At 63.7% G+C, this 21,608-nt stretch carries 18 protein-coding genes; 13 read left to right on the forward strand and 5 right to left on the reverse strand.

Annotated elements, in window-relative coordinates; genetic code table 11:
• Positions 1–46: 46 nt before the first annotated feature.
• The gene (locus MUG94_RS07655; protein WP_227908675.1) at positions 47–985 is read right to left on the reverse strand and encodes a 5'-3' exonuclease; all 939 of its coding nucleotides are present in this window, start codon (positions 983–985) and stop codon (positions 47–49) included.
• Positions 986–1,042: 57 nt separating this feature from the next.
• On the opposite strand from MUG94_RS07655, the gene MUG94_RS07660 reads away from it, so the two are divergent.
• Entirely contained in the window at positions 1,043–1,528 is a 486-nt protein-coding gene (locus tag MUG94_RS07660) for an NUDIX hydrolase (protein WP_423724428.1), read from the forward strand.
• 156 nt (positions 1,529–1,684) lie between these two features.
• Positions 1,685–3,100: a YhgE/Pip domain-containing protein gene (locus MUG94_RS07665; RefSeq protein ID WP_227908679.1), complete on the forward strand. Its 1,416-nt coding sequence runs from the start codon at positions 1,685–1,687 to the stop codon at positions 3,098–3,100.
• Positions 3,101–3,190: 90 nt separating this feature from the next.
• On the opposite strand, the gene MUG94_RS07670 is transcribed toward MUG94_RS07665, so the two are convergent.
• Positions 3,191–3,853 (reverse strand): TetR/AcrR family transcriptional regulator, encoded by a 663-nt coding sequence (locus MUG94_RS07670; RefSeq protein WP_227908681.1) that lies wholly within the window; start codon positions 3,851–3,853, stop codon positions 3,191–3,193.
• Between the two features lie 175 nt (positions 3,854–4,028).
• Here MUG94_RS07670 and MUG94_RS07675 point away from each other — a divergent pair, with 175 nt between their 5' ends.
• From MUG94_RS07675 to MUG94_RS07705, 7 genes are all read left to right on the forward strand, one after another.
• Positions 4,029–6,236 (forward strand): ABC transporter permease, encoded by a 2,208-nt coding sequence (locus tag MUG94_RS07675; RefSeq protein WP_227908683.1) that lies wholly within the window; start codon positions 4,029–4,031, stop codon positions 6,234–6,236.
• A 241-nt stretch (positions 6,237–6,477) separates the two neighbouring features.
• Positions 6,478–7,431 (forward strand): ABC transporter substrate-binding protein, encoded by a 954-nt coding sequence (locus tag MUG94_RS07680; protein WP_227889551.1) that lies wholly within the window; start codon positions 6,478–6,480, stop codon positions 7,429–7,431.
• A 99-nt stretch (positions 7,432–7,530) separates the two neighbouring features.
• Complete coding sequence (locus tag MUG94_RS07685; RefSeq protein WP_227889552.1) at positions 7,531–9,060, forward strand: sugar ABC transporter ATP-binding protein; 1,530 nt, start codon at positions 7,531–7,533, stop codon at positions 9,058–9,060.
• Entirely contained in the window at positions 9,057–10,091 is a 1,035-nt protein-coding gene (locus tag MUG94_RS07690; RefSeq protein WP_227908686.1) for an ABC transporter permease, read from the forward strand. Before MUG94_RS07685 ends, MUG94_RS07690 begins: the two co-directional genes overlap by 4 nt.
• A complete protein-coding gene (gene yjfF, locus MUG94_RS07695; protein ID WP_227908688.1) occupies positions 10,091–11,104 on the forward strand; it encodes a galactofuranose ABC transporter, permease protein YjfF in 1,014 nt (337 codons plus the stop codon). Before MUG94_RS07690 ends, yjfF begins: the two co-directional genes overlap by 1 nt.
• A gap of 108 nt (positions 11,105–11,212) precedes the next feature.
• Positions 11,213–12,187, forward strand: a complete 975-nt coding sequence (locus MUG94_RS07700) for a bile acid:sodium symporter family protein (RefSeq protein ID WP_423724430.1) — start codon at positions 11,213–11,215, stop codon at positions 12,185–12,187.
• 74 nt (positions 12,188–12,261) lie between these two features.
• On the forward strand, positions 12,262–13,095 hold the full coding sequence (locus tag MUG94_RS07705; RefSeq protein ID WP_227908693.1) for an SDR family NAD(P)-dependent oxidoreductase: 834 nt from the start codon (positions 12,262–12,264) through the stop codon (positions 13,093–13,095).
• Between the two features lie 99 nt (positions 13,096–13,194).
• Here the strand turns inward: MUG94_RS07705 and MUG94_RS07710 are convergent, their stop codons facing one another.
• The gene (locus MUG94_RS07710) at positions 13,195–14,118 is read right to left on the reverse strand and encodes a sugar-binding transcriptional regulator (protein ID WP_269438496.1); all 924 of its coding nucleotides are present in this window, start codon (positions 14,116–14,118) and stop codon (positions 13,195–13,197) included.
• A 194-nt stretch (positions 14,119–14,312) separates the two neighbouring features.
• Here MUG94_RS07710 and MUG94_RS07715 point away from each other — a divergent pair, with 194 nt between their 5' ends.
• On the forward strand, positions 14,313–16,085 hold the full coding sequence (locus tag MUG94_RS07715; protein WP_227889561.1) for a glycerol-3-phosphate dehydrogenase/oxidase: 1,773 nt from the start codon (positions 14,313–14,315) through the stop codon (positions 16,083–16,085).
• 122 nt (positions 16,086–16,207) lie between these two features.
• On the opposite strand, the gene MUG94_RS07720 is transcribed toward MUG94_RS07715, so the two are convergent.
• Together MUG94_RS07720 and MUG94_RS07725 are read right to left on the reverse strand one after the other, a co-directional pair.
• The gene (locus tag MUG94_RS07720; RefSeq protein WP_341482173.1) at positions 16,208–17,089 is read right to left on the reverse strand and encodes a cupin domain-containing protein; all 882 of its coding nucleotides are present in this window, start codon (positions 17,087–17,089) and stop codon (positions 16,208–16,210) included.
• A 572-nt stretch (positions 17,090–17,661) separates the two neighbouring features.
• Positions 17,662–18,201, reverse strand: coding sequence for a CarD family transcriptional regulator (locus MUG94_RS07725; RefSeq protein WP_341481623.1), 540 nt, complete (start codon positions 18,199–18,201; stop codon positions 17,662–17,664).
• A 333-nt stretch (positions 18,202–18,534) separates the two neighbouring features.
• Here MUG94_RS07725 and MUG94_RS07730 point away from each other — a divergent pair, with 333 nt between their 5' ends.
• The 3 genes from MUG94_RS07730 (at position 18,535) to MUG94_RS07740 (ending at position 21,543) form a co-directional block, all read left to right on the forward strand.
• Complete coding sequence (locus MUG94_RS07730; protein ID WP_227889570.1) at positions 18,535–19,161, forward strand: malonic semialdehyde reductase; 627 nt, start codon at positions 18,535–18,537, stop codon at positions 19,159–19,161.
• 256 nt (positions 19,162–19,417) lie between these two features.
• A complete protein-coding gene (locus MUG94_RS07735; RefSeq protein WP_227908701.1) occupies positions 19,418–21,085 on the forward strand; it encodes an MDR family MFS transporter in 1,668 nt (555 codons plus the stop codon).
• The gene (locus MUG94_RS07740; RefSeq protein ID WP_227908703.1) at positions 21,082–21,543 is read left to right on the forward strand and encodes a MarR family winged helix-turn-helix transcriptional regulator; all 462 of its coding nucleotides are present in this window, start codon (positions 21,082–21,084) and stop codon (positions 21,541–21,543) included. Before MUG94_RS07735 ends, MUG94_RS07740 begins: the two co-directional genes overlap by 4 nt.
• Positions 21,544–21,608 lie beyond the last annotated feature (65 nt).

The following is a 21,608-nucleotide window of genomic DNA, read 5'->3' on the forward strand; positions in this document are numbered from 1 at the left end:
TTCAGGCTGCAGGCGCCGGGCTTCGTTCAGTTCCGCCGAAGGCCGGTTACGCATACCTGTCAAAGGAGTCCAGCAGCCGCTGGACGGATCCGCCAAGGTTCCACTCGGCACCGAGCCGCTCCAGCTCCGCCCGGTCATCGCCGGTGACCGGCTTTAGCTTCGCCCCGGCCTCCTTCACACCGGGCAGGGACAGGTCACGGACCACCCGGACCACGTCCGGTGCAACCTCCAGATACCCTGCCGCCTTGGCGAGCTTGGACCGCATCGGTGCCGAGAGGGAACTGTCCGGGTCCTCGGCCGCAGCGAGCAAAGCGTCAAGGGCGCCGTATTCACCCAGCAGCGAGGCCGCGGTCTTTTCGCCGATTCCCGCGACGCCCGGCAGGCCGTCGGAGGCGTCTCCGCGCAGAGTGGCATAGTCGGCGTACTGCTGCGGCAGCACCCGGTACTTGGCGACGATCGAGGCTTCGGTGAGCACGTCGAGGTTTTTCATGCCCCGGGCCGTGTAGATCACGCGCACATCGCGTTCGTCGTCGATGACCTGGAACAGGTCCCGGTCTCCGGTGACCACGTCCACGGGCAGGTCCGCGGTGCTCGCGTAGGTGCCGATCACGTCGTCGGCCTCATGTTCCGGAGCGCCCACGACGGCAATGCCGGCAAGTGCCAGCGTTCGGCGGATCATGGGGATCTGTGCCTCCAGCGGGTCCGGCACCGTCTCGACGTCGGGCGCGTCAGCGACCACCTGGGCAACCCGGTGCGCCTTGTAGGTGGGCAGCAGGTCCACGCGCCACTGGGGACGCCAGTCATCATCCCAGCAGGCGATCAGATGCGTCGCCCCATAGTCGTTGGTGAGCCGCGCGATCATGTCCAGCAGGCCGCGCACGGCATTCACCGGCGTCCCGTCGTTGCGGCGGATCGTGTCCGGAAGCCCGTAGAAGGCGCGGAAGTACAGGGAGGCGGTGTCAAGCAGCATCAGGCGCTGGTTCATACGCCGATCCTTGCACGGACCGGCGCGGAACCGGTAGGAAGCCCTAAGATGACCCCCATGATCTTCAGCGCAGGCATTCTGCTGTACCGCCGTGCCCAGGCAGCCAGCGGCGGCCCCGGTTCGCTGGAAGTGTGGCTTGGGCATATGGGCGGACCGTTCTGGGCCCGCAAGGATGAGCATGCATGGTCGATACCCAAGGGCGAATATCTTCCCTCCGAGGATCCGCTGGCTGCAGCTCTTCGGGAATTCGGCGAGGAAATGGGTATGCCGGCGCCCGAGGCGGACTATGTTCTGCTGGGCACTTTCCGGCAATCCGCCAAGAAGACCATCACGGTGTTCACGGCTGAGACCGCCTTTTCCCCTGAGCGGATTCTCAGCAACACGTTTGCGCTGGAATGGCCGCCGGGATCGGGTGCTGTCCGGGAGTACCCGGAGATTGACGACGCCGGCTGGTTCAGAGAGTCCGCGGCCCGCACCAGGATTGTCAAAGGACAGCTGCAGGTCCTGGACGCTCTGAAGGTTCGTCTGGACGGGTTCCGCTGACCGCTTGTCAGCGGATCCGCGTCAGATATGGCAGGTCGACGCCGTCTGCGGCGGTTGACCGTTTCGGCGCCGATACGGCGCGGATACTCTCGAAAGAAGCAGGGCTGAAGCACAACTTCAGCAAGAGCATCAGTCCGCCTTCCGGAGGTGCGTTCCATGCCAGCACATACAGCAACCAATGATTCTCGCAATCCTCCTGAGCCCCGCTCACGCGGCATCGGGTTCTATGCTTCCCCCCGCACATGGCTTCTGCCGCTGCTGGTGCTCCTGCTTCTCGGCGGAACCGGTACCGCACTGTATATTGGCGGGCTCGGCAGTCCGGGGGATCATCTGAAGCACTTCCCCGTTGCAGTGGTGAACCAGGACAAAGGAACGGATACGCCGGACGGCGGCCGCGAGGATCTGGGCCAGAACATCACGGACCAGATGAAGCAGGGATTTGGCAGCTCGGACCAAATCGAGCTGCGGGTACTGTCCTGGGACGAGGCACAGGATCAGATGCGCAAGGGACAGATCCACGGGGCAGTGGTGATTCCCGAGTCCTTCTCAGCGGATGCCACCGGCCTGGTCTCCGGTTCGCTCAGCGCCGAAGAGGTGTCCCGGCCCACGGTCACCGTCTACACCAATCCCCAGGCTGGGCCGCTGGCCAGCAGTCTGGCTACTGGCGCTATAGATCCCGCCCTGGAGCAGGCCAACCGGGGACTGGGGGAGCAGCTCACCGAATCCGCGGAGGAAGCCCAGACGCAGGCGCAGGCTGAACTGGAACGTGAACTGCAGCAGCTGGGCACGGCGCTGCCCTCCCAGCTCGAGCAGCAGCTGTCCCCGAAGATCGGCGGCACCTCAGCCGATCTTCTGGCGGACCCGATTGCCGTGAAGACCAGCGTCTACTCTCCGCCGCCGGAGGGTGCTGCATTGGGGATGGGAGCGTTCTTCTACTCCGTCCTGCTCATGGTGGTGGGCGTCAGCGGTTCGGTGGCCCTGCATTTCCTGCTTGACGCCCGGCTGGGGGTGGCGCCAATCGAGCTGGGTCCCCGTTTCACCCTCGGACCGCAGCGGCGCCCGGCCCGCTGGGTAACCTTCCTGGTGAAGTGGGGCATTGTGGTCCTAGCTGCCCTTCCTACCGCAGGGTTGATGATGTGGGTGGCCTCCGCCGTCGGAATGCCCATACCGCACGGCGGCCTGTTCTTCCTCACCACATGGCTTTCCATCGTGACGGTTTCCGCGGTGACCTTCGCGCTGATCGGCGTGTTCGGCAGCGCGGGCATGATCCTGTCCCTGATCTACGTGGTGTTCATGGGCCTGCCCTCGGCCAGCGGCGTGGTGCCGCTGGAAGCCCTGCCAGGGTTCTTCCGGTTCATTGCGCGCGGGGAGCCGCTCTACCAGATGACCATGGCCAACCGGGCCGTCCTCTACTTCGACGCGGATGCCAGTGCCGGGGTTCAGAGCGGAATCATCGGGATGCTCATTATCATTCTCATCGCCGTGGTGGTGGCACTGGTGTTCTCGGCGATCTACGACAAGATGCTGGGCCAGCGAGGCGCACGGTTGGTCGGAGCGGCGTCACGCTCCTGAAGCGGGCGGCGATAAACAGCATATGTACGCGGGGATCGACGGCGCTCGCCGTCGACGCGGCACGCGTGTGTCCCGAATCTAGGGCATGATTCAGGGCATGTAGACCGCGGAGGGCTGGGTGAGGAAGTCACCCGGGTGGGTTACGGGTGCGGAGAGCATGCCGGCCGAGGAGTCAATGAGGAAGTAACCGACGCCGGTCCAGTTGGCCTTTTCCGCCCCGTCCTGGATGCGTGCCTCGTACTCGGCGGATACTCCCAGCACCATGTTGCCCAGGATCCAAGAGCGCCCGTACCGCGTAGTCGGCGCCAGCTTTCCGGTAGCCGCTTCCAGGCGCCTAATCAAGTCCTCGGTCAAGGGGTTGGCAATGACAGATCCTGCTAGCACCTCGTGCATGGACGGTACCGCCCGCAGTTGGTAGACGAAGCGCGCCCGCCAGCTCGGCACCGGCAGCGACCCCAGATGCTCGACCCACGGCAGGATCAGGCAGGCCAGCAGCTCCGGAAGAGCAGGGTTTGGATTTAGCGCGGCCGCCAGTTCGGCCCGTCGGCGGCTCGTGTCCGCGGTGTGCCGGGTGACCAGGGCACGGATGAGCTCCTCCCGGCCACCGAAGTGGTAGGCGACGGCGGAATGGTTGGCAGTGCCGGCATGTTCGGCAATCCGCCGGTTGGAGACGGCGTCGATCCCGTACTGGGCAAAGAGTTCCTCGGCAGCGTCAAGGAGAGCCTCCCGTGCCTTGTCTCCGTGCTGTCCCATGGGGGTGCCTCATCTCCCGCTCCGATAACGAGCGTCTTTGCCGCGGTGGCGAGTCGATTACCAATTTTACGCCACGTGGCGTAATTTTGACGAGTTGGTCTAACTGACCGCGTACGCATCAAACGGTTCGCACGCCACTCGCACCACCATCGAACCACAGCACAGGAGCACGAGCTTGAGTCATATTTCCCCCACGTCCAGCGACCATCCGCCGGATGCGGTGTCCGCGGCGGAAGACAGCGACCCGGCAAAGGATGCGCAGGCCCTCGAAGCAGCGGCTCTGAAACGCGCCAAGGCGGAAAGGATCGGGCGCTATGTCGCCATGTTCCTAATGCCGCTTTTGATGGTGTCAATGCTGGTGGGCGGTTACCTTGCCGCGATGCATGCTCCCACTCCGCACAACATGCCCATTGCCGTCAGCGGCACAGCCCAGCAGGCCGGCTCCTTCGCTGACGCGATGGAAGCCGCAAACGCCGACGCCGTCGACGTCCGTGTTGTCGACTCCGCTGATGAGGCCCGCAAGCTGGTGCTGGACCGTGAGGTTTCCGGCGCGGTATCGCTGACCGACGCCGCTGCCACCGTCTACACCGCAGGCGCTGCGGGTGCATCCCAAACGGGAACGGTAACGGCCCTTCTCGCGCCGCAGGTGCTGGCCCAGGGTCTGACCCTGACCTCCGAGGACCTCGCTCCGCTGCCGGACAATGACATGGCCGGACTGGGTGCCATGTTCATGACCACGGCCCTGATGCTCGCCGGCTACATGCCTCTAAGCCTGGTCCTCTCCAACTCCCCGGAACTGTTGCGCTTCCGCCGCTTCGTACCGCTGCTGGCCGGCTGGTCGGCGCTCATCGCCGCACTGGTGTGGACCGTCGTCGGCCCCGTTATGGGTGTTGTCGAGGGGCACACTGCTGCCGTCCTTGGCATCTGCTGGCTGTCGGTTTTCGCGGTGGGCAGCGTCCAGCTGTTCCTGACCCGCATCTTCGGCCCGATGGCCGTGCTGGTGGGCATGCTGTTCCTGATGGTCCTGGGCGTTCCCGCCTCCAACATGAGCATGTCGGTACACACCATGCCCGGGCTGTATCCGATCCTGCACAGCTTCCTTCCCGCCGCCGCCACCGGCGAGTCGCTGCGGTCGGTTCTCTACTTCGGCGGAGACGGAGCCGGGGGCCACCTGGCGGTGCTGGTCATTGGCGCCGTGGCGGCGTTGCTGCTCACCCTGGGCCTTGATGCACTGAAGAAGCGCCGCAAGCCGGATGCAAAGCCGCTGGCCGTCAATGTGGCCTCGCTGCACGGCGGGCCGCGCCCGAAGAGCCGCGTCTGGCGCTACGTCACCCTGGCATTCTTCCCGCTGGTCATGGTGTCGATGATGCTCACCATGATGCTGGGTGCCATGTACCAGCCGACTCCGCGCGACATGCCCGTCGCCATTGTCGGCGCGACCGCCGAGCAGGCGGAACAGGCCGCGTCCGGACTCGAGGAGAACATGTCGGGGCTGTTTGAACTGACAGCGCTGGATTCCGCGGACGATGCACGCGAGCAAGTGGGGGACCGCACCGTTGTTGCAGCGTATGTGCTGCCCTCCGCGGAGAACCCCACGGCAACACTGTTGACCAACCAGGCTGCGGGCATCAGCGCGCAGCAGGTGGTCGACCGGGTGTTTGCCCAGGTTGCGGCCGGACAGCAGATGGAGTTGGTCACTGAGGATGTTGCTCCGCTGGCCTCCGAGGACTCCATGGGCATGGCCACCATGTATCTGGCCATGGGCTGGATCATGGCAGGCTTCATGATCATTGTGGTGGGTGCCACGGCCCAGCCCGCAAGCCGTCCGCTGCGCCGGCTGCTGCCGATTGTCGCGGGTTGGGCGGTGGGCTACTCGGCCCTCCTCTGGGTAATTGCGGCTGTCTTTGTCGGCGCCATTGACGGCCACTTCTGGCAGCTGTGGGCGGTCGGTGCGGCTGCGATCTTCTGCGTGGCCATGTTCACCGCTGTCTTTGAGCGCTTGATCGGCATGCTAGCCATCCTTCCGGTGATCGGAATCCTGACGTTCCTGGGCGTCCCGGCTTCCGGTGCGGCAATGTCCATCTACATGGAACCGGAGATCTTCCGCTTCCTGCATGAAGTGCTGCCGATGCCGGCAGCCGTGGAGTCCATCCGCTCCATCCTGTACTTCGGCGGCGACACCGTCTGGTCCCACCTGCTGACCCTTGGTATCTGGGGAGCGGCCTCACTGACAGTCGTGGCCGTCATCGACCGTCTCAAGCCGCCGTGCACTGAGGCCTGGCCGGTGGACGAGGTTCCGGCTCCGGCTGCTCCGGCTGCTCCGGGGGCTTCGGCAGCTGCGGCAGAAGACAAAGCCGACGAGTTGGAGTTTGCCGCGGTGTAATCCGTTGCAGTTGCCGGTGCCCGTCATGGAGTGCCGGTAACCCGGGGGCCGCTGCTAATGCAGCGGCCCTCTTTGCATTGCCTGGAAAAACAGTTCCAAAGAATGCTGAAAACTCCCTTGACCGCATGGATGTTAGCGTTCACAATTGCAGCCAGGGCGCCAAGCCCGCGCAGCGATGATGGTGCATTTGCTCCTGGCTGCGGTCCATTCCCAGGAGGCAGCAGTGTTCAAGAAAACCTTAATGACAGCCCTGGCCGTCTCGGCCCTTGCCCTGTCCGCGTGCGGCGCATCCTCGGATTCGGCCGGCGGATCCGAAGACGGCATCACCATGGGATTCGCCCAGGTGGGTGCCGAGAGCGGGTGGCGCACCGCCAACACCAAGTCAGTCCAGGATGCCGCGGAAGCCGCCGGCGTCGATCTCAAATTCACTGATGCGCAGCAGAAACAGGAAAACCAAATCAAGGCCATCCGTTCCTACATCCAGCAGAAAGTCGATGTCATCGCCTTCTCGCCGGTTGTCGAATCCGGATGGGACACCGTCCTGAAAGAAGCCAAGGACGCGAACATTCCCGTGATCCTGACTGACCGGGCCGTGGATTCCGCCGACACCACCCTGTACGCAACCTTCCTGGGCTCCGACTTCGTTGAAGAGGGCAAGAAGGCCGGCGAATGGCTGGTGGAGGATTCCGCCGCAGTTGACGGTCCGGTGAACATCGTGGAACTGCAGGGCACCACCGGTGCAGCCCCGGCTCTCGACCGCAAGGAAGGCTTCGAAAAGGCGATTGCCGCCAATCCGAATCTTCAGATTGTGCAGTCCCAGACGGGCGACTTCACCCGCAGCGGCGGCAAGCAGGTGATGGAGGCCTTCCTCAAGAACACCCCTGACATCGACGTTGTCTATGCCCACAACGATGACATGGGACTCGGTGCGATCGAGGCGATTGAGGCTGCCGGCAAGGTGCCCGGCAAGGACATCAAGATCATCACGGTGGACGCGGTCAAGGATGGAATGACGGCCCTCTCTGAGGGCAAGATCAACTACATCGTCGAGTGCAACCCGCTGCTGGGGGAGCAGCTGATGGATCTGGCCGCGAAGGTTGTGGCGGGCGAGGAAGTGCCGGAACGGGTCGTGACGGAAGAGACCGCCTTCACGCAGGAACAGGCTAAGGAGGCCCTCCCCAACCGGAAGTACTGATCCGGATTCCGGGTGCAGCAGATCCTTTACGGAGACAACCATCAGGAGGAGTGCGGTGAGCCGGTGCTCACCGCACTCCGGCACAGAAAAGACGCGCGCATGAATGAGATCGTTCCCGTCGTCGAGATGCGCGGCATCTCCATCGAATTTCCCGGCGTCAAAGCCCTCGACGGAGTGGATTTCCGGCTCTTTCCGGGCGAAGTGCACGCTCTCCTGGGAGAAAACGGTGCCGGCAAATCGACGCTGATCAAAGCCTTGACGGGCGTTTATCCGATCGACGGCGGATCGATTACCGTCGCGGGCATGCCCCGGAGCTTTGCCAACCCCGGCGAAGCCCAGGAGTCCGGGATCAGCACCGTCTACCAAGAAGTGAATCTCTGCCCCAATCTGTCGGTCGAAGAGAACATCCTCCTGGGACGGGAACCGCGCAGGCGCGGAGGCATCAACTGGAAGGAGGTGCGGGTCCGGGCGCGCGGCGTGCTGGCCGAACTCCAGCTTGGCCACATCGATCCCGGTTCCATTCTGTCCGCCCACTCGCTGGCGGTTCAGCAGCTCGTGGCGATCGCCCGGTCCGTCCAGGTCGAGGCGAAAGTGCTCATCCTCGATGAACCGACCTCCAGCCTGGATGCCGAGGAAGTGCAACAGCTTTTCAGTGTTGTCCGCACCCTGAGGGACCGGGGCGTGGGCATTCTGTTCGTTTCCCATTTCCTGGAGCAGGTGTATGAGATTTCGGACCGGATGACAGTTCTGCGAAACGGGCGGCTCGTGGGGGAGTACCCGACCCGGGATCTGCCGCGGATGGAGCTGATCTCCAAGATGATCGGCAAGGACATGCTGGTCCTTGAAGAACTCGATCATGCCGAAGCTCACCGCGCATCCGGAGAGCAGCCCGTTGAGCCGCTGCTGCAGACGGAGAACCTTGGCCGGAAGGGATCGGTGGAGAACATCACCATCACCGTGGACCCGGGACAGATTCTCGGTCTGGCCGGCCTGCTGGGTTCCGGACGGACCGAAACTGCCAGGCTTCTCTTTGGGGCGGACCGTGCTGACCAGGGCGAACTGCGCATCAACGGCACCAGCCGCACCCTACGAAGCCCCCGCGCAGCCATCGATGCCGGCATTGGATTTTCCTCTGAGAACCGCAAGGAAGAAGGTCTCATCAGCGATTTGTCCGTCAAAGACAACCTGGTGCTGGCCATGCAGGCCAGCAAGGGCTGGCTGAGACGGATTCCCGCGCATCTGCAGGACCAGTTATCCGAGAAATTCATCCAGACCCTCGACATCCGTCCCGCCAACAAAGACGCACTGATCCGCAACCTCAGCGGCGGCAACCAGCAAAAGGTGTTGCTAGCCCGCTGGCTGATCACCAATCCGAAGCTGCTGATCCTGGACGAGCCCACCCGCGGCATCGACATCGGCGCCAAAACCTCCATTCAAATACTCATCAGCAACCTGGCTGCCGAGGGAATGTCGATCATCTTCATTTCCGCCGAGCTCGAGGAAGTGCTTCGCCTCAGCGACTCCATTGCCGTCCTCCGGGACCGGCGGATGGTGGCCGACCTGCCCAATGACGGAGTCACGATGGAGGATGTCATGACCATCATCGCCGGCACAGGGGCGGCGGCATGAACGCGGTTTTCCGGCACCGGCTCACCTGGCCCGCGCTGGCCCTGATACTGCTGCTGCTCCTCAACCAGGCTTTCCGTTCCGATTTCTTTTCGATCAGGGTTCAGGACGGCCACCTCTACGGCAGCCTGATAGACATCCTGCGCAACGGCGCACCCACGCTCCTCATCGCCCTGGGCATGACGCTGGTCATCGCCTCGCGCGGAATCGACCTCTCAGTGGGTGCAGTGGCCGCCATCGCCGGCGCCGTCTCCTGCACCTACATCTACAACTCGCCTGAGCCAGCCTCCCTCCAAACGGCTGCCGTCGCCGTGGCAATTGCCGTCGCTGCCGGCCTGGCCCTGGGCCTGTGGAACGGTTTCCTGGTCTCGGTGATCGGTATTCAACCGATCATCGCAACACTGGTCCTCATGACCGCGGGACGCGGAATGGCCCAACTCGTGACCGGCGGGCAGATCATCTCGGTGTCGAATGAGCCCTACCAGGCAATCGGCGCCGGATACTTCCTGGCCCTGCCGATTTCCATCCTCATTGCCGCCGCAGCGTTCGCTGTCGCCGGGCTGCTGACACGGCGGACCGCACTGGGAACACTCATCGAAGCGGTGGGAATCAACCCGGCTGCCAGCCGGCTGGCCGGCATCCGGGCCCGCAGCATCACCTGGATCGTCTACATCTTCAGCGGCTTCTGTGCCGCGGTTGCGGGATTGATGATCAGCTCCAACGTCACTGCAGCTGACGCGAACAACGCCGGACTCTTCATTGAAATGGATGCCATCCTCGCCGTCGTCATCGGAGGTACATCACTGGCCGGCGGCCGCTACAGCCTGGTGGGCACCCTGATCGGCGCGCTGATCATCCAAACCCTGACAACCACCGTCTACACCCTGGGCATACCGCCCGAGGTAACGCTGGTTTTCAAGGCCCTGGTGGTGATCATTGTGTGCCTGCTGCAGTCCGCCAAAGCCCGGACCATGCTCCAAAGACGCAAACAACCGGTACTGATGGCTCCCTCCCAAACCAAGGCGGCGCTCTAATGTCCGTGCTTACCAGTCCGCCCGCCCCCGCCACGCTCTCCCGCGCCGGCCGGCTGCGGGGCAAAGCCCGCTATGCTCCCACGGCGGCAACCATCGGCCTGTTCCTGGCCATGTTTGCCGCCGGAGCCGTCATGTATCCGGGGTTCCTCTCGGGGCAGGTTTTCCTGAACCTGCTGATCGACAACACCTTCCTGATTGTTCTCGCCGTCGGCATGACCTTCGTCATCCTCACCGGCGGGATCGACCTGTCGGTGGGATCGGTGGTGGCACTTTCCATGATGATTGCCGCAGCCCTCCTGCGGCAGGGATGGAATCCGTTCGCAACCATCGCCGTCGTTCTCTTGGTCGGAGCGGTCTTTGGGCTCCTGATGGGGCTGGTCATCCAGGTGTTCGAGATTCAACCCTTCATTGTCACCCTGGCGGGGCTGTTCCTTGCCCGGGGCCTTTGTTACGTGATCAGCCTGGACTCCATCACCGTCACTGATCCGTTTTTCACCTCCATGGCGCAGGCACGGATCCGGCTGCCGGGCGGATTGTTCGTCTCACCCGGAGTGATCATTGCCCTGCTGGTGGTTGCCGCCGCGGTATACGTCCTGCACCGTACCCGGTTTGGGCGAACCGTTTATGCGGTGGGCGGCAATGAGTCGTCCGCCGTGCTCATGGGGCTGGCCGTGCCGCGGACCAAAGTGCTGGTTTATACGATCAGCGGCCTGTGCTCGGCCACTGCGGGGATTCTCTTTTCCTTCTACAGCCTTTCCGGGTACAGCCTTGCGGCGACCGGCATGGAGCTGGACGCCATTGCCGCCGTTGTTGTCGGCGGGACCCTGCTGACCGGCGGCTACGGCTACGTTATCGGCTCACTCGCGGGGGTCCTGGTCCTGGGCATCGTGCAAACGTTCATCTCTTACGAAGGCACCTTGAGTTCGTGGTGGACCCGCATTGCCATCGGGGCCCTGCTGCTGCTGTTCATCCTGCTGCAAAAGCTCTTCTCCCGGAAAATAAAGCTCGGCTAGCGTGGGGATCGTCCGACGCCGCAGCCGCCTTTCCGCCTTCGTCGCCGCTTAGCTTTGCGGGGGCATGGCGTCATATAAATAGCGGACCGGCGCCGGCAGTGCCACGATATGGGAATGTCTGCGAATCCCGGCACCACAGCCCCCCAACAATCCCGGACCAGCGAAGAGCGCAGCGCGCGCGTGGCGGTCACGGTCTTTCCCCTGCTTATCCTTGCCGGGGGAGCGGTGGCCCTGTTCTTTCCGGCACCGTTCACCGGTCTCTCGGCGTTCGTCAACCCGGCGTTGATGGTGATCATGTTCGGCATGGGCCTGACGCTGACGCTCCCGGACTTTGCCCTGGTGGTCCGGCAGCCGCTGCCCGTGTTCCTCGGTGTCGTCGCCCAGTTTGTGATCATGCCGCTGCTGGGCGCCGGGATCGCCTGGGCCCTGCAGCTGAGTCCGGAACTGGCAGCCGGTGTGATCCTCGTCGGCTGCGCCCCCGGAGGCACCGCATCAAATGTGGTGACCTACCTTGCGAAAGGCAACGTGGCCCTGTCGGTCGCGATGACCTCGGTGTCGACCCTGCTGGCACCCCTGTTCACCCCGTTGCTGGCGCTGTGGCTGGCCGGGCGGTACATGGCTGTCGACGCCGGCTCCATGGCTTTGTCCATTGTCCAGATTGTGCTCATTCCCGTGGTGCTGGGACTGGTGATCCGCTACGCGGTGCCCCGCCTGGTGGACCGCGTCCTGCCGGTCCTGCCGTGGATTTCCGTTCTGGCCATCACCTTTGTGGTCCTTGCCGTGGTGGCTGGAAGTGCCGCTGCGATCGTTACCGCCGGCTGGCTGATCCTGCTGGCGGTCATCCTGCACAACGGGCTGGGTCTCGGGCTGGGGTACGGCACAGCGAAATTGTTCCGGCAGCCCATCGCCTCCCGGCGCACCATGGCCGTTGAAGTGGGCATGCAGAACTCGGGTCTGGCCGCCGGTTTGGCCAAGCAGTACTTCACTCCCGAGGCTGCCCTTCCTGCCGCTGTCTTCTCGGTCTGGCACAATGTTTCCGGTGCGTTGATGGCGGCCTTCTGGCGGAGCAGGCACTCAGCCTGATCCCGGGGTATCGTTTCCGGTGCCTGAGCCGCTAGGGTGATGCCGTCCCGGCACTTCCAGGAAAGCAGATAACCATGGCTTCCAAGACCATCGTGATCACCGGTGGGTCCGACGGCGTGGGGGCGGCTGCCGCACGGCGGCTTGCCCGGGACGGCCACCATGTTGTGGTGGTGGGGCGCTCTCCCGAGAAGTCAGCGGCAGTGGCCAAGGAAACCGGCGGCGAATTCCTGCTGGCTGATTTTTCCGACCTTAACCAGGTGCGAAACCTGGCATCGGAGCTGCTGCAGCGGTACCCCCGCATCGATGTGCTGGCCAACAATGCCGGGGCCATCTTCGGGAAGGAGCGCCAGGTTACCGGAGACGGACATGAGATCACGTTCCAGGTGAACTATCTGGCTCCGTTCCTTCTCACCCGTCTGCTGACCGACCGGTTGCTGGAGTCAGGGGGAACGGTCATCAACACCTCAAGCATCGCGAACCGGCTCTTCGCCCGCGTGGATCTGGACGACCTGGAGTCGGAGAAGAACTACAACCCCCGCAGGGCCTACGGAAACAGCAAGCTGGAGCAGATCCTTTTCACTCAGGAATTCGACCGGCGGTACCGCTCCCACGGTGCCACCTCCACGGCGTTTCATCCAGGCAACATTGCGTCCAGCTTCTCCGGCGTGCCGGCTTCGGCCATGCACGCGCTCTATCACACCCCGCTGAAGCACCTGTTCCTCAGCAGCCCGGAGAAGGGTGCCGGGACGCTGGTGTTCCTGGCGGAGGGAACACCCGGTGAGGACTATCCCACGGGCAGGTACTTCGAGCGGTCCAAGGTTGCGCGCCCGAATCGGCAGGCACGGGACGGCGCGCTGGCACTGGGGTTGTGGAACCGGTCCGTGGCAATGCTCGAGTCCAGAGCGTGATTCCCGGCGCGGTCGTTCTTTCAGCCACCGGAACGTGGCTGCTGCTGCGCCCGGCAACGGTGCGCTGACGGGCAGCTGCCTCCCTGAGCGAACACTCGGTCAGCAGGAAGCCAGCCGGCGCGCGGAGTTCTCATCCAGGATCAGGTCCGTCACCAGGCCAGCCCGCAGCGCACCCAGCAGGCTGGTGGTCTTGGCTTCACCTGCAACCACGCAGATGCGGCGCGGGACCTGCCGCAACTGGCCCAGTTCCGGTCCGGTGCTGCGGGCATTGAGGCTAATTCCATCCCAGGTCCCGTCGGCGCGGTAGAACATGGTGGCGACGTCACCCACCACACCTTCGGCCAGCAAATCCTCGAGATCTTCTTCATCGAGGTAGGCACCGTTGTAGACATGGCTGGGAACACCCGCCTCCATGGACCCGACGCCGAAGATGGCGGTGTTCATCCTGGCCTGCAGGTCCAGCACCCGCTTCACCGGGCGTTCCCGCCACATGGCTTCCTTGGTTTCCGTGTGGTCGAAAAACGCCGGCACCGGGAACTGCACCACGCGTGCGCCGTAGGCATGGCCGAACCGCTGCAGGATTTCACTGGCGTAGGTGATGCCCGACGTGCGGAAATTGCCGGCACCGTTCATCTGCACAATTGTGCTGTCATGTGTGTCCTTGATGGACAGGTGCTGGCTGACCGCCGTCAGCGTGGAACCCCACGCGACGCCCACGATGGCGTCCGAATCGATCAGGGGATTGATGAGATGGGCCGCCTGAACGGCAACGCGCTGCAGGGTTTGGGCAGGGGAGACACCCTCCACCACCGGCACCACCTTGGCGTGGATGCCGAAGCGTGAACTGATCTCCCTCTCCAGTGCCGGAGCCCGGTCCGCAGCGCTCTTGATCTTGATTTCCACCAGTCCGGTGCTGCGGGCATGGGCGAGCAGGCGCGAAACCGTGGAACGTGAGATCCGCAGCTCGCGGGCGATCGCCTCCATCGTCAGGTTCTGCAGGTAGTACATCTGCGCCGCCCGCAGGGCGTCCCGGTCACGGCCCTCCTTCTCCGGAGGGGCGGAAGGTTCTCCGGGCCTTGCGGCGGATCGGTTGGTGACACCAATGTTCACTTGTAGTCCATCCAAACCGCAGAGATCCTCATATATCCATTATGGCAGGGTGCACGTTTGTGCATCGGGTCGATTCAGCAGCCCTCGGGCTTCGAGCATGGATGGATATGGCAAAGCCGCCACAGAAGCGTTTGGAGATAGTCGTGGACAATTCCGTGAATCCCGCTAAGGGAAAGACCGCCGCCCGTCCGGTGGTTCAGCAGTTGAAGGACCGCCCCCGGGCCTCAGTGCTGATCGTCGGCGGTGGCATCAATGGCGTAGGCACATTCCGTGACCTGTCGCTGCAGGGCGTGGACGTAGCCCTCGTGGAACGCGGGGACTACTGCCAGGGCGCCTCGGGCGCCTCATCGCACATGATCCACGGCGGCATCCGCTACCTGGAAAACGGCGAGTTCCGTCTCGTGCACGAGTCCGTCGTCGAGCGCAATGCGCTGCTCCGACTGGCCCCGCACTACGTGAAGCCGCTGCAGACCACCATCCCGATCACCAGCACCTTCTCGGGCATCACCGCAGCCCCGCTGCGCTTCCTGACGCACAAGCAGGGCAAGCACACCGAGCGCGGCGCCGTGCTCATCAAAGCCGGTCTGCTGATGTATGACTTCTTCTCCCGCGGCGGCCGTGTTGCCCCGCGCCACAACTTTGTCGGCAAGAAGAAGTCCCTGCAGGAACTGCCCAAGCTGCGCTCCGACGTTAAATACACCGCCACGTACTTCGACGCTTCGGTCCACAACCCCGAGCGCCTGACCCTGGATGTACTGCGCGACGGCCTCGAAGCCAACAAGCAGTCCCGCGCCAGCAACTACGTCTCCGCCGTGGGCACCACGGACGCCGGCACGCTGCTGCGCGACGAACTGACCGGTGAAGAATTCCTGTTCGAAGCCGACGTCGTCATCAACGCCACCGGTGCCTGGGTGGACGAGACCAACGACTCCTTCGGCAAGCGCACCTCCTTCATGGGCGGCACCAAGGGCTCACACATCGTCCTGGACCACCCGGAGCTGCTCGAGGCCTGCAACGGCCGCGAACTGTTCTTTGAGCACACCGACGGCCGCATCGTCCTCATCTACCCGATGGGTGACCGCGTGCTGGTGGGCACCACGGACATCGATGCCGACATCACCGAGGACTCCATCTGCACCGACGAGGAGATCGAGTACTTCTTCGAGCTCGTCGCCCATGTGTTCCCGAGCATCGACGTGCGCCGCGACCACATCGTCTACACCTTCTCCGGCGTCCGTCCGCTGCCCAAGCACGATGACACGCAGCCGGGCTTCGTTTCCCGCGACTACCGCATCGAGAAGCGCAGCGACAAGCGCGGAGACAAGAATGTCACCACCCTGTCCCTCGTGGGCGGCAAGTGGACCACGTTCCGCGCCCTGTCCGAGAACCTGGCCTCCGAGGCCATGACCGCTCTGGGCATGCCGCGCAAGACGACGACGTCGGAACTGGCGATCGGCGGCGGCAAGGGTTTCCCGCGCACCGAGGCCGAGGAACGCCTGTGGGTGAACCGCACCGCCAGCGAGGTTGCGGACCGCGACCGCGTCCGCGTGCTGCTGACCCGCTACGGCACCCGCGCCACCGACGTCCTCGAGTTCCTGGCCCAGGGCGGGGACCAGCTGTTGGCCTCCACCCCCGAGCTGAGCACCCGCGAGCTGACCTACATGGTGGAAAACGAGCAGATTACCCGTCTGTCCGACATCCTTATCCGCCGCACGTCGCTGGCTTTCCGCGGCCTAGTGACCGAGGAAATGCTCAACGAGCTGGCAGACCTGCTGGCTCCGCAGCTGGGCTGGGATGACGAAACGGCCCGCACCCAGGTGCAGGCGACACGCGACCTGCTGGTGAACATGCACGGCATGAAGATCGCAGCTGCGGTCTAAGTCGACTGCGGCAGCACAAAGGGCCGGCCGGAGCATCTGCTCCGGCCGGCCCTTTGGCGTCTCTCGGTCCCACTCCCTGGGGTGAGCTCGTCAGCGACGCCGCGGGCGTAGGTGGAGAGCCGCTAGAGCGTCGAGGCCACGAAGATCTGGGCCGGGCCGGCGAGGGTGGCCGTCACGGGCTCCCCGGCATACAAGATCTTTGCTTCCGGCTCCATATCCGCCGTGACCTCATCCACGGTGACAGAAACGGGATCCGTCGCTGCCAGCAGCACGCTGAAGGGTCCCACCCGGACGGGCTTTGGATCCTCGTCTACGACCACCCGCCGCAGGTCCAGATCCTCGCTCCACAGCGGAATGCGCTGCTCGCCCTCGCCAACCTCGAACACAGGAAGGGCAGAAGGCTGGGATTGTTCGGTGCACGTCAGCTGCTGCAGTTCGTAGAGATCCACGTGCTCTTTGGTCAAGCCGGCGTGCAGCGCATTATCGGAGACACCAGTAACGACCACGGCCTGGCCGGACAGATAGGTATGCAGGCACCCGGGAGGGATTACGGTTGCCTGCCCGGGATCCAGCTCGATCAGTTTCATGCAGATGGCCAGCAGGATGCCCCGGTCGTGTGGGAAAAGCTGCTGCAGCCGGCGTACTGCTGCGGCCGCCTCGGCGGCCGGTCCGTCACTGGGCCGGATTCGGTCCACGGCTTCGACTGTTTCCCGCAGTGCAGCCGTGGTTTCGTGAGGCGACATGCGGAATATGGAGTGGATGGCGGTCTCATGGCGGAAGGAAAGGTAGGAACGCAGCCAGGGCAATTCCAACCCGGATGCGATGGCCTGAAGCTCCTCGGTGCTCCGTTCCCCGGCAAGCACGCGCAGGGGAGTGAGGGCTACCGCGATCTCATACTTAGGGCTGCTGTCCTTGTAGTTACGGTTTCCAGCGTTCAGCGGCACGCCCCGGGCCTGTTCCCGTACGAAACCCGTCAGCGCCTGCTCCCAATGCGGGTGCAGCATGATCGGCGGCGGAACACACGCGTCCAAGACCTGGAGGCGGAAAGGAAACGGAGAGCCGGTTTCGTTTTCCGGATGGGGGACTCTGACCGGCTGGTCGGCAAACCGCTCGAGCGTTTGCCGAAAGGTCGCGGGATCCCACTCAATCAGCAGGCCGCGGGAAGGCAGGGGGGAAGGTCGGCGAACGGGTGCTACGGACCTCGAGAAGGAGGAATCAGCACGCACGACAGGCACTTGCATCACCAAGGTGGAACAGGGGACAGATCGAATAGGGCCGGAGGGTCCGACATGGACACAACCTATCTTTAAATTGTAGACGTTCCCGCCGCAGAATGCAGGCCGGCCGGGGGAGAATGAACGCCGTTCCACGGGACGCTGGCTGTGACCCAGCCCAGATCTACCACGTCCGTGGAACACTCGCCTGCACGCAGCTGGACTACGTGGCCACGCTCTGGACCGGCCGCAGGTTGGAACCCAACCGGGACCATGCCCTCGAGGTGCTTGCCGGCAGTGGCCGCCAACCGCGCCGCGGCTCAGGTGCAGGCAGACCAGGCCGCGGACGAGACCGCGCACCCCTAAAACGGGGACGCTTCAGGTTCAGGGGCAGCGCACCACACGGCGTCGATCATGTCCGAGGCTGCCTGCTCCGAAATATTCAGGGCCAGGGACACCTCGGTCAACAGCGGCTGGCGTGCATGCCGAAGCATCTCCCGTTCGGCTTGGGAGAGCCCGTTCAGGTTGCTGCGCAGCATCAGATTTCGCACGACGGCGGCAATCACCAGGGGGTCGCCCGTGGCCAGCTTCTCGGTATTGTCCTTGAACCGCCGGGACCACTGATGGTCCTCTTCATCGGCTGGGCTCCGAAGAACCGAGAACAGCGTGTCCAGACCGCTTTGATTCAGGACGGGCCGCAGGCCGACACGTTCAATCTGGTCCAATGGAACCCACACCATCAGGTGGGAGGCCTGCACCTCAAGAACCATGCAGTCTTTCTGCAGCCGCGGGTGGGTTTGGAAAGAGCTGACCACTGCTGGGCCGTGATGGGGATGGACCAAAACCTGGCCCTTGGAAAATGACAATTGGCACCTCCGGCAGAAGCTGAAGGCCCGGCTCAAATGCCCCGCAGGCCCGAATAAGTCGGCGGGACGATTGTCTCAACGGTTCACCGGGAGAGTGGCGGCGAACAAACCTGAATGCGCGGATACAGCTGAACCGTACGGACGGAGCCGCCGCATCCGCGAGCCTGGCGCTGGTTCCATTTTACTCCGACCGGTGCCCCTCCTGCCGAGCCCCGAGGTTAGTGCGGGGTGTGCGGCGGGCAAAAAAGTGTCCTGGCGCAGCGGGATGACGCAGCATGACACGGGACGTGGTGGCCGAAGGAATAGAACAGGGACCAATGCGTTTGTATGGACTGTTCATATGATTTCCAGGCAAAGGTTTCTTCCCACATGAGTACAGACATCAGCAGCGAAAATCTTGTTCCCGAATACGTTCTGGACCGCACCAGCCTCGACACGCTCTTCACCGAAGCACGGACGGCGAATGCCTTCACCGAAGAGCCCGTCACGGACGAGCAGCTGCGAGCCATTTATGAACTGACGAAATTCGGGCCTACCTCCATGAACATCCAGCCTATGCGCATCACATGGGTGAAGTCGGCTGAGGCGCGGGACAAGCTGGTGCGGCACATGGCCGAGGGAAACCAGGCTAAGACGGCTGCGGCTCCGATGGTGGCTGTACTGAGCTTTGATACCGAGTGGCACGAGCAGTTCCCCGTGTTCTTCCCGCATGCTGCTGAGCGGAAGGCGATGTTTGACGGCAAGGATGAGCTCCGTGCGGTGATGGGCAACAACAACGGCCACATGCAGGCGGCCTACTTCATCATGGCCGTTCGCTCCGTTGGGCTGGCTGCCGGCCCCATGGGTGCCTTTGACGCCGCCGGAATCGACGCCGAATTCCATGCCGGAAAGAACCGGCGGACGTTCATGGTGGTCAACATCGGCAAGCCCGGCGAGAACGCCTGGTTCCCCCGCCTGCCGCGTCTGGACTACGACTTCGCTACGGCCACGGTCTAAGCGCACCCGGCGCTCAATAACGACGACGACGGCGGCTTGGCCGTCGTCGTCGTTTTTTGCCGTCGTCGCTTTTCACCAAGTTTGGTGTCCTGCACCACAAAATTAGTTGACTATGGGCAATTACTTATATAGTTGACCTAAATCAACTACTAGCAGGAGCCTGATGTCCCCCGAAGAGCGTCCCCCCATCACCACGCCGACAAAAAAAGCGGGGAAAACGAAAGCGCCCAAGCGCACGGTTTCGCCTGACGGCAGCATGACCCATAAGCAGGTGCTGGAATCGCTGTCCGGACTCCTGCTCGGCATGTTCGTCTCGATTCTGGCCGGCACGGTGGTGTCCACCTCGCTGCCGCTCATCATCTCGGACCTTGACGGCAACCAGTCCGCCTACACCTGGGTGGTGACGGGAACCCTGCTGGCCACCACCGTGTCCACGCCGCTGTGGGGCAAGTTTGCCGACCTTTTCAACCGCAAGCTGCTCATCCAGCTCGCGCTCGGCATCTTTGTGCTGGGTTCGGCGCTGGCCGGTTTCTCCCAGGACACCAACACCCTCATTGCCTTCCGCGTGCTGCAGGGGCTGGGTGCCGGCGGTTTGGCCGCACTGAGCCAAATCATCATGGCCGACATCATCAGCCCGCGTGACCGCGGCAAGTACGCCGGTCTCTTCGGTGCCGTGATGGCAGTGGGAACTGTGGGCGGCCCTCTCCTCGGAGGCCTCGTGACCGATGCCTTTGGTTGGCGCTGGAACTTCTTCATTGCGCTTCCGGTGGCGATTGCCGCGATCATTCTGCTGCAGCGCACGCTGCACCTGCCCACGCACCCCAAGCGCAAGGTTCACATCGACTACCTCGGCGCCGTGCTCATCGCCGGCGGTGTGTCGCTGCTGATGATCTGGGTAACGCTGGCAGGAACCCAGTTCGGCTGGATGTCACTGGCCTCCTTCCTGATGGTTGCGGGTTCCGCGCTGCTGCTGGTTGCCGCTGTGCTGGTGGAATTCAAGTCCCCCGAGCCGATCATCCCGCTCACGATGTTCAAGAACCGCACCTTCACCCTGTCCGTCGTGGCAAGCATCTCCGTGGGTGTCTCCATGTTCGGCACCTCCGTGTTCCTGGCCCAGTACATGCAGCTGGCCCGCGGTGCCACACCCACAGAGTCGGGCCTGCTCACCATCCCCATGATGGCCGGCCTCCTGATCTCTTCCACCCTCTTCGGTACGGTCATCAGCCGCACCGGCAAGTGGAAGGCCGTCATGATTTCCGGTGCTGTGCTCACTCTGGTGGGCTCCGTCCTGCTGAGCACCCTGGCTTATGACACCAACCTGGTGCTGGTGGGCATCTACATGGCAGTGCTGGGCGCAGGCCTGGGCATGCTCATGCAGAACCTGGTGCTGGTGGTCCAGAACTCCATTGAGGTCAAGAACCTCGGCGTGGCCACCAGTGCTGTCACCTTCTTCCGCAGTCTCGGCGGAACTGTCGGTGTCTCAGTCCTCGGCTCGGTGCTGGGAACCATTGTGTCGTCCGAAATCAAGGACGGCATCGGTGCGCTGGCACCGGCTGATCAGGCTGCTGCCGCCGTTGCACTGGGCAGCGGAACCATTCCCAAGGTGTCTGAGCTGCCGGACGCCATTGCCGTCCTGGTGGAAAGCGCCTACGGCGTAGGCGTCGGCTCGGTCTTCCTCTACAGCGTTCCGCTGGCCGCCATCACGCTGCTCGCCGTGATCTTTATTCCGAACGCCAAGCTCGGACGGCAGAATGCCGTGCAGCTGAAGAAGGCCGCTGCTGCCGCGGCTCCCGCCAAGCAGGATTCCGAACCTGCTCCCTCAGCAGCCGAGCTCGCCCTGGCCGATGTGGCGACGGGTGCCGTGGCTCTCGTGGATCCGGTCTCGCCGATCAGGACGGCGAATCCGGAGCGTCAGTCGAAGTGACAGCCCAGGAGCTGAGCCGGACAAAGGCTCTGCATGAGGTTGAGGAAAACCTCAGGCTTCTCACTGAGACAGTTCGAAGCCGCATGCGGGATGCCGCCAAGGGGATCGACCCGAGCCTGCCCCTGTTCGGCCTCAAATTGCTGCAGCTGCTCAAGCGGGAGGGTCCTCTGCATTCCGGGGCAGCCGCTGACCTGCTGATGGTGGACAAAAGCGTCATCAGCAGGCAGTCACGCCAGCTCGAAGAACTGGGACTGATCGATGTGCAGACCGACCCCCGGGACGGCCGCGCCCGCGTGCTCGTGCTGGCACCGGCCGCCGAGGAACGGGTGGGTGCCGTTCAAACGGGCATCATGCTGGACAGCCACATCCTGGATTCCTGGTCTGCAGAAGAGCTGCATCAGTTTGCCGGATACCTGTCCCGGCTGCGCAGCCCGGAGAGCCTGGCAGACGCGAGCTAAGGCCAAGCATCTTCTCACACAGAGGAAGCACCTCGACAAACAAACAAGCCGGACCCTACGGGGTC

It is taken from the genome of Arthrobacter gengyunqii, from assembly GCF_023022985.1.
Classification (GTDB): Bacteria; Actinomycetota; Actinomycetes; order Actinomycetales; family Micrococcaceae; genus Arthrobacter_B; species Arthrobacter_B gengyunqii.

What these genes read in the sequence shown, in the direction of transcription:
- MUG94_RS07655 (WP_227908675.1), bottom strand. Translation starts at nt 985, where the DNA reads ATGAACCAGCGCCTGATGCTGCTTGACACCGCCTCCCTGTACTTCCGC.
- MUG94_RS07660 (WP_423724428.1), top strand. Translation starts at nt 1,043, where the DNA reads ATGATCTTCAGCGCAGGCATTCTGCTGTACCGCCGTGCCCAGGCAGCC.
- MUG94_RS07665 (WP_227908679.1), top strand. Translation starts at nt 1,685, where the DNA reads ATGCCAGCACATACAGCAACCAATGATTCTCGCAATCCTCCTGAGCCC.
- MUG94_RS07670 (WP_227908681.1), bottom strand. Translation starts at nt 3,853, where the DNA reads ATGGGACAGCACGGAGACAAGGCACGGGAGGCTCTCCTTGACGCTGCC.
- MUG94_RS07680 (WP_227889551.1), top strand. Translation starts at nt 6,478, where the DNA reads ATGACAGCCCTGGCCGTCTCGGCCCTTGCCCTGTCCGCGTGCGGCGCA.
- MUG94_RS07685 (WP_227889552.1), top strand. Translation starts at nt 7,531, where the DNA reads ATGAATGAGATCGTTCCCGTCGTCGAGATGCGCGGCATCTCCATCGAA.
- MUG94_RS07690 (WP_227908686.1), top strand. Translation starts at nt 9,057, where the DNA reads ATGAACGCGGTTTTCCGGCACCGGCTCACCTGGCCCGCGCTGGCCCTG.
- yjfF (WP_227908688.1), top strand. Translation starts at nt 10,091, where the DNA reads ATGTCCGTGCTTACCAGTCCGCCCGCCCCCGCCACGCTCTCCCGCGCC.
- MUG94_RS07700 (WP_423724430.1), top strand. Translation starts at nt 11,213, where the DNA reads ATGGGAATGTCTGCGAATCCCGGCACCACAGCCCCCCAACAATCCCGG.
- MUG94_RS07705 (WP_227908693.1), top strand. Translation starts at nt 12,262, where the DNA reads ATGGCTTCCAAGACCATCGTGATCACCGGTGGGTCCGACGGCGTGGGG.
- MUG94_RS07715 (WP_227889561.1), top strand. Translation starts at nt 14,313, where the DNA reads ATGGCAAAGCCGCCACAGAAGCGTTTGGAGATAGTCGTGGACAATTCC.
- MUG94_RS07720 (WP_341482173.1), bottom strand. Translation starts at nt 17,089, where the DNA reads ATGCTGCACCCGCATTGGGAGCAGGCGCTGACGGGTTTCGTACGGGAA.
- MUG94_RS07730 (WP_227889570.1), top strand. Translation starts at nt 18,535, where the DNA reads ATGAGTACAGACATCAGCAGCGAAAATCTTGTTCCCGAATACGTTCTG.
- MUG94_RS07735 (WP_227908701.1), top strand. Translation starts at nt 19,418, where the DNA reads ATGACCCATAAGCAGGTGCTGGAATCGCTGTCCGGACTCCTGCTCGGC.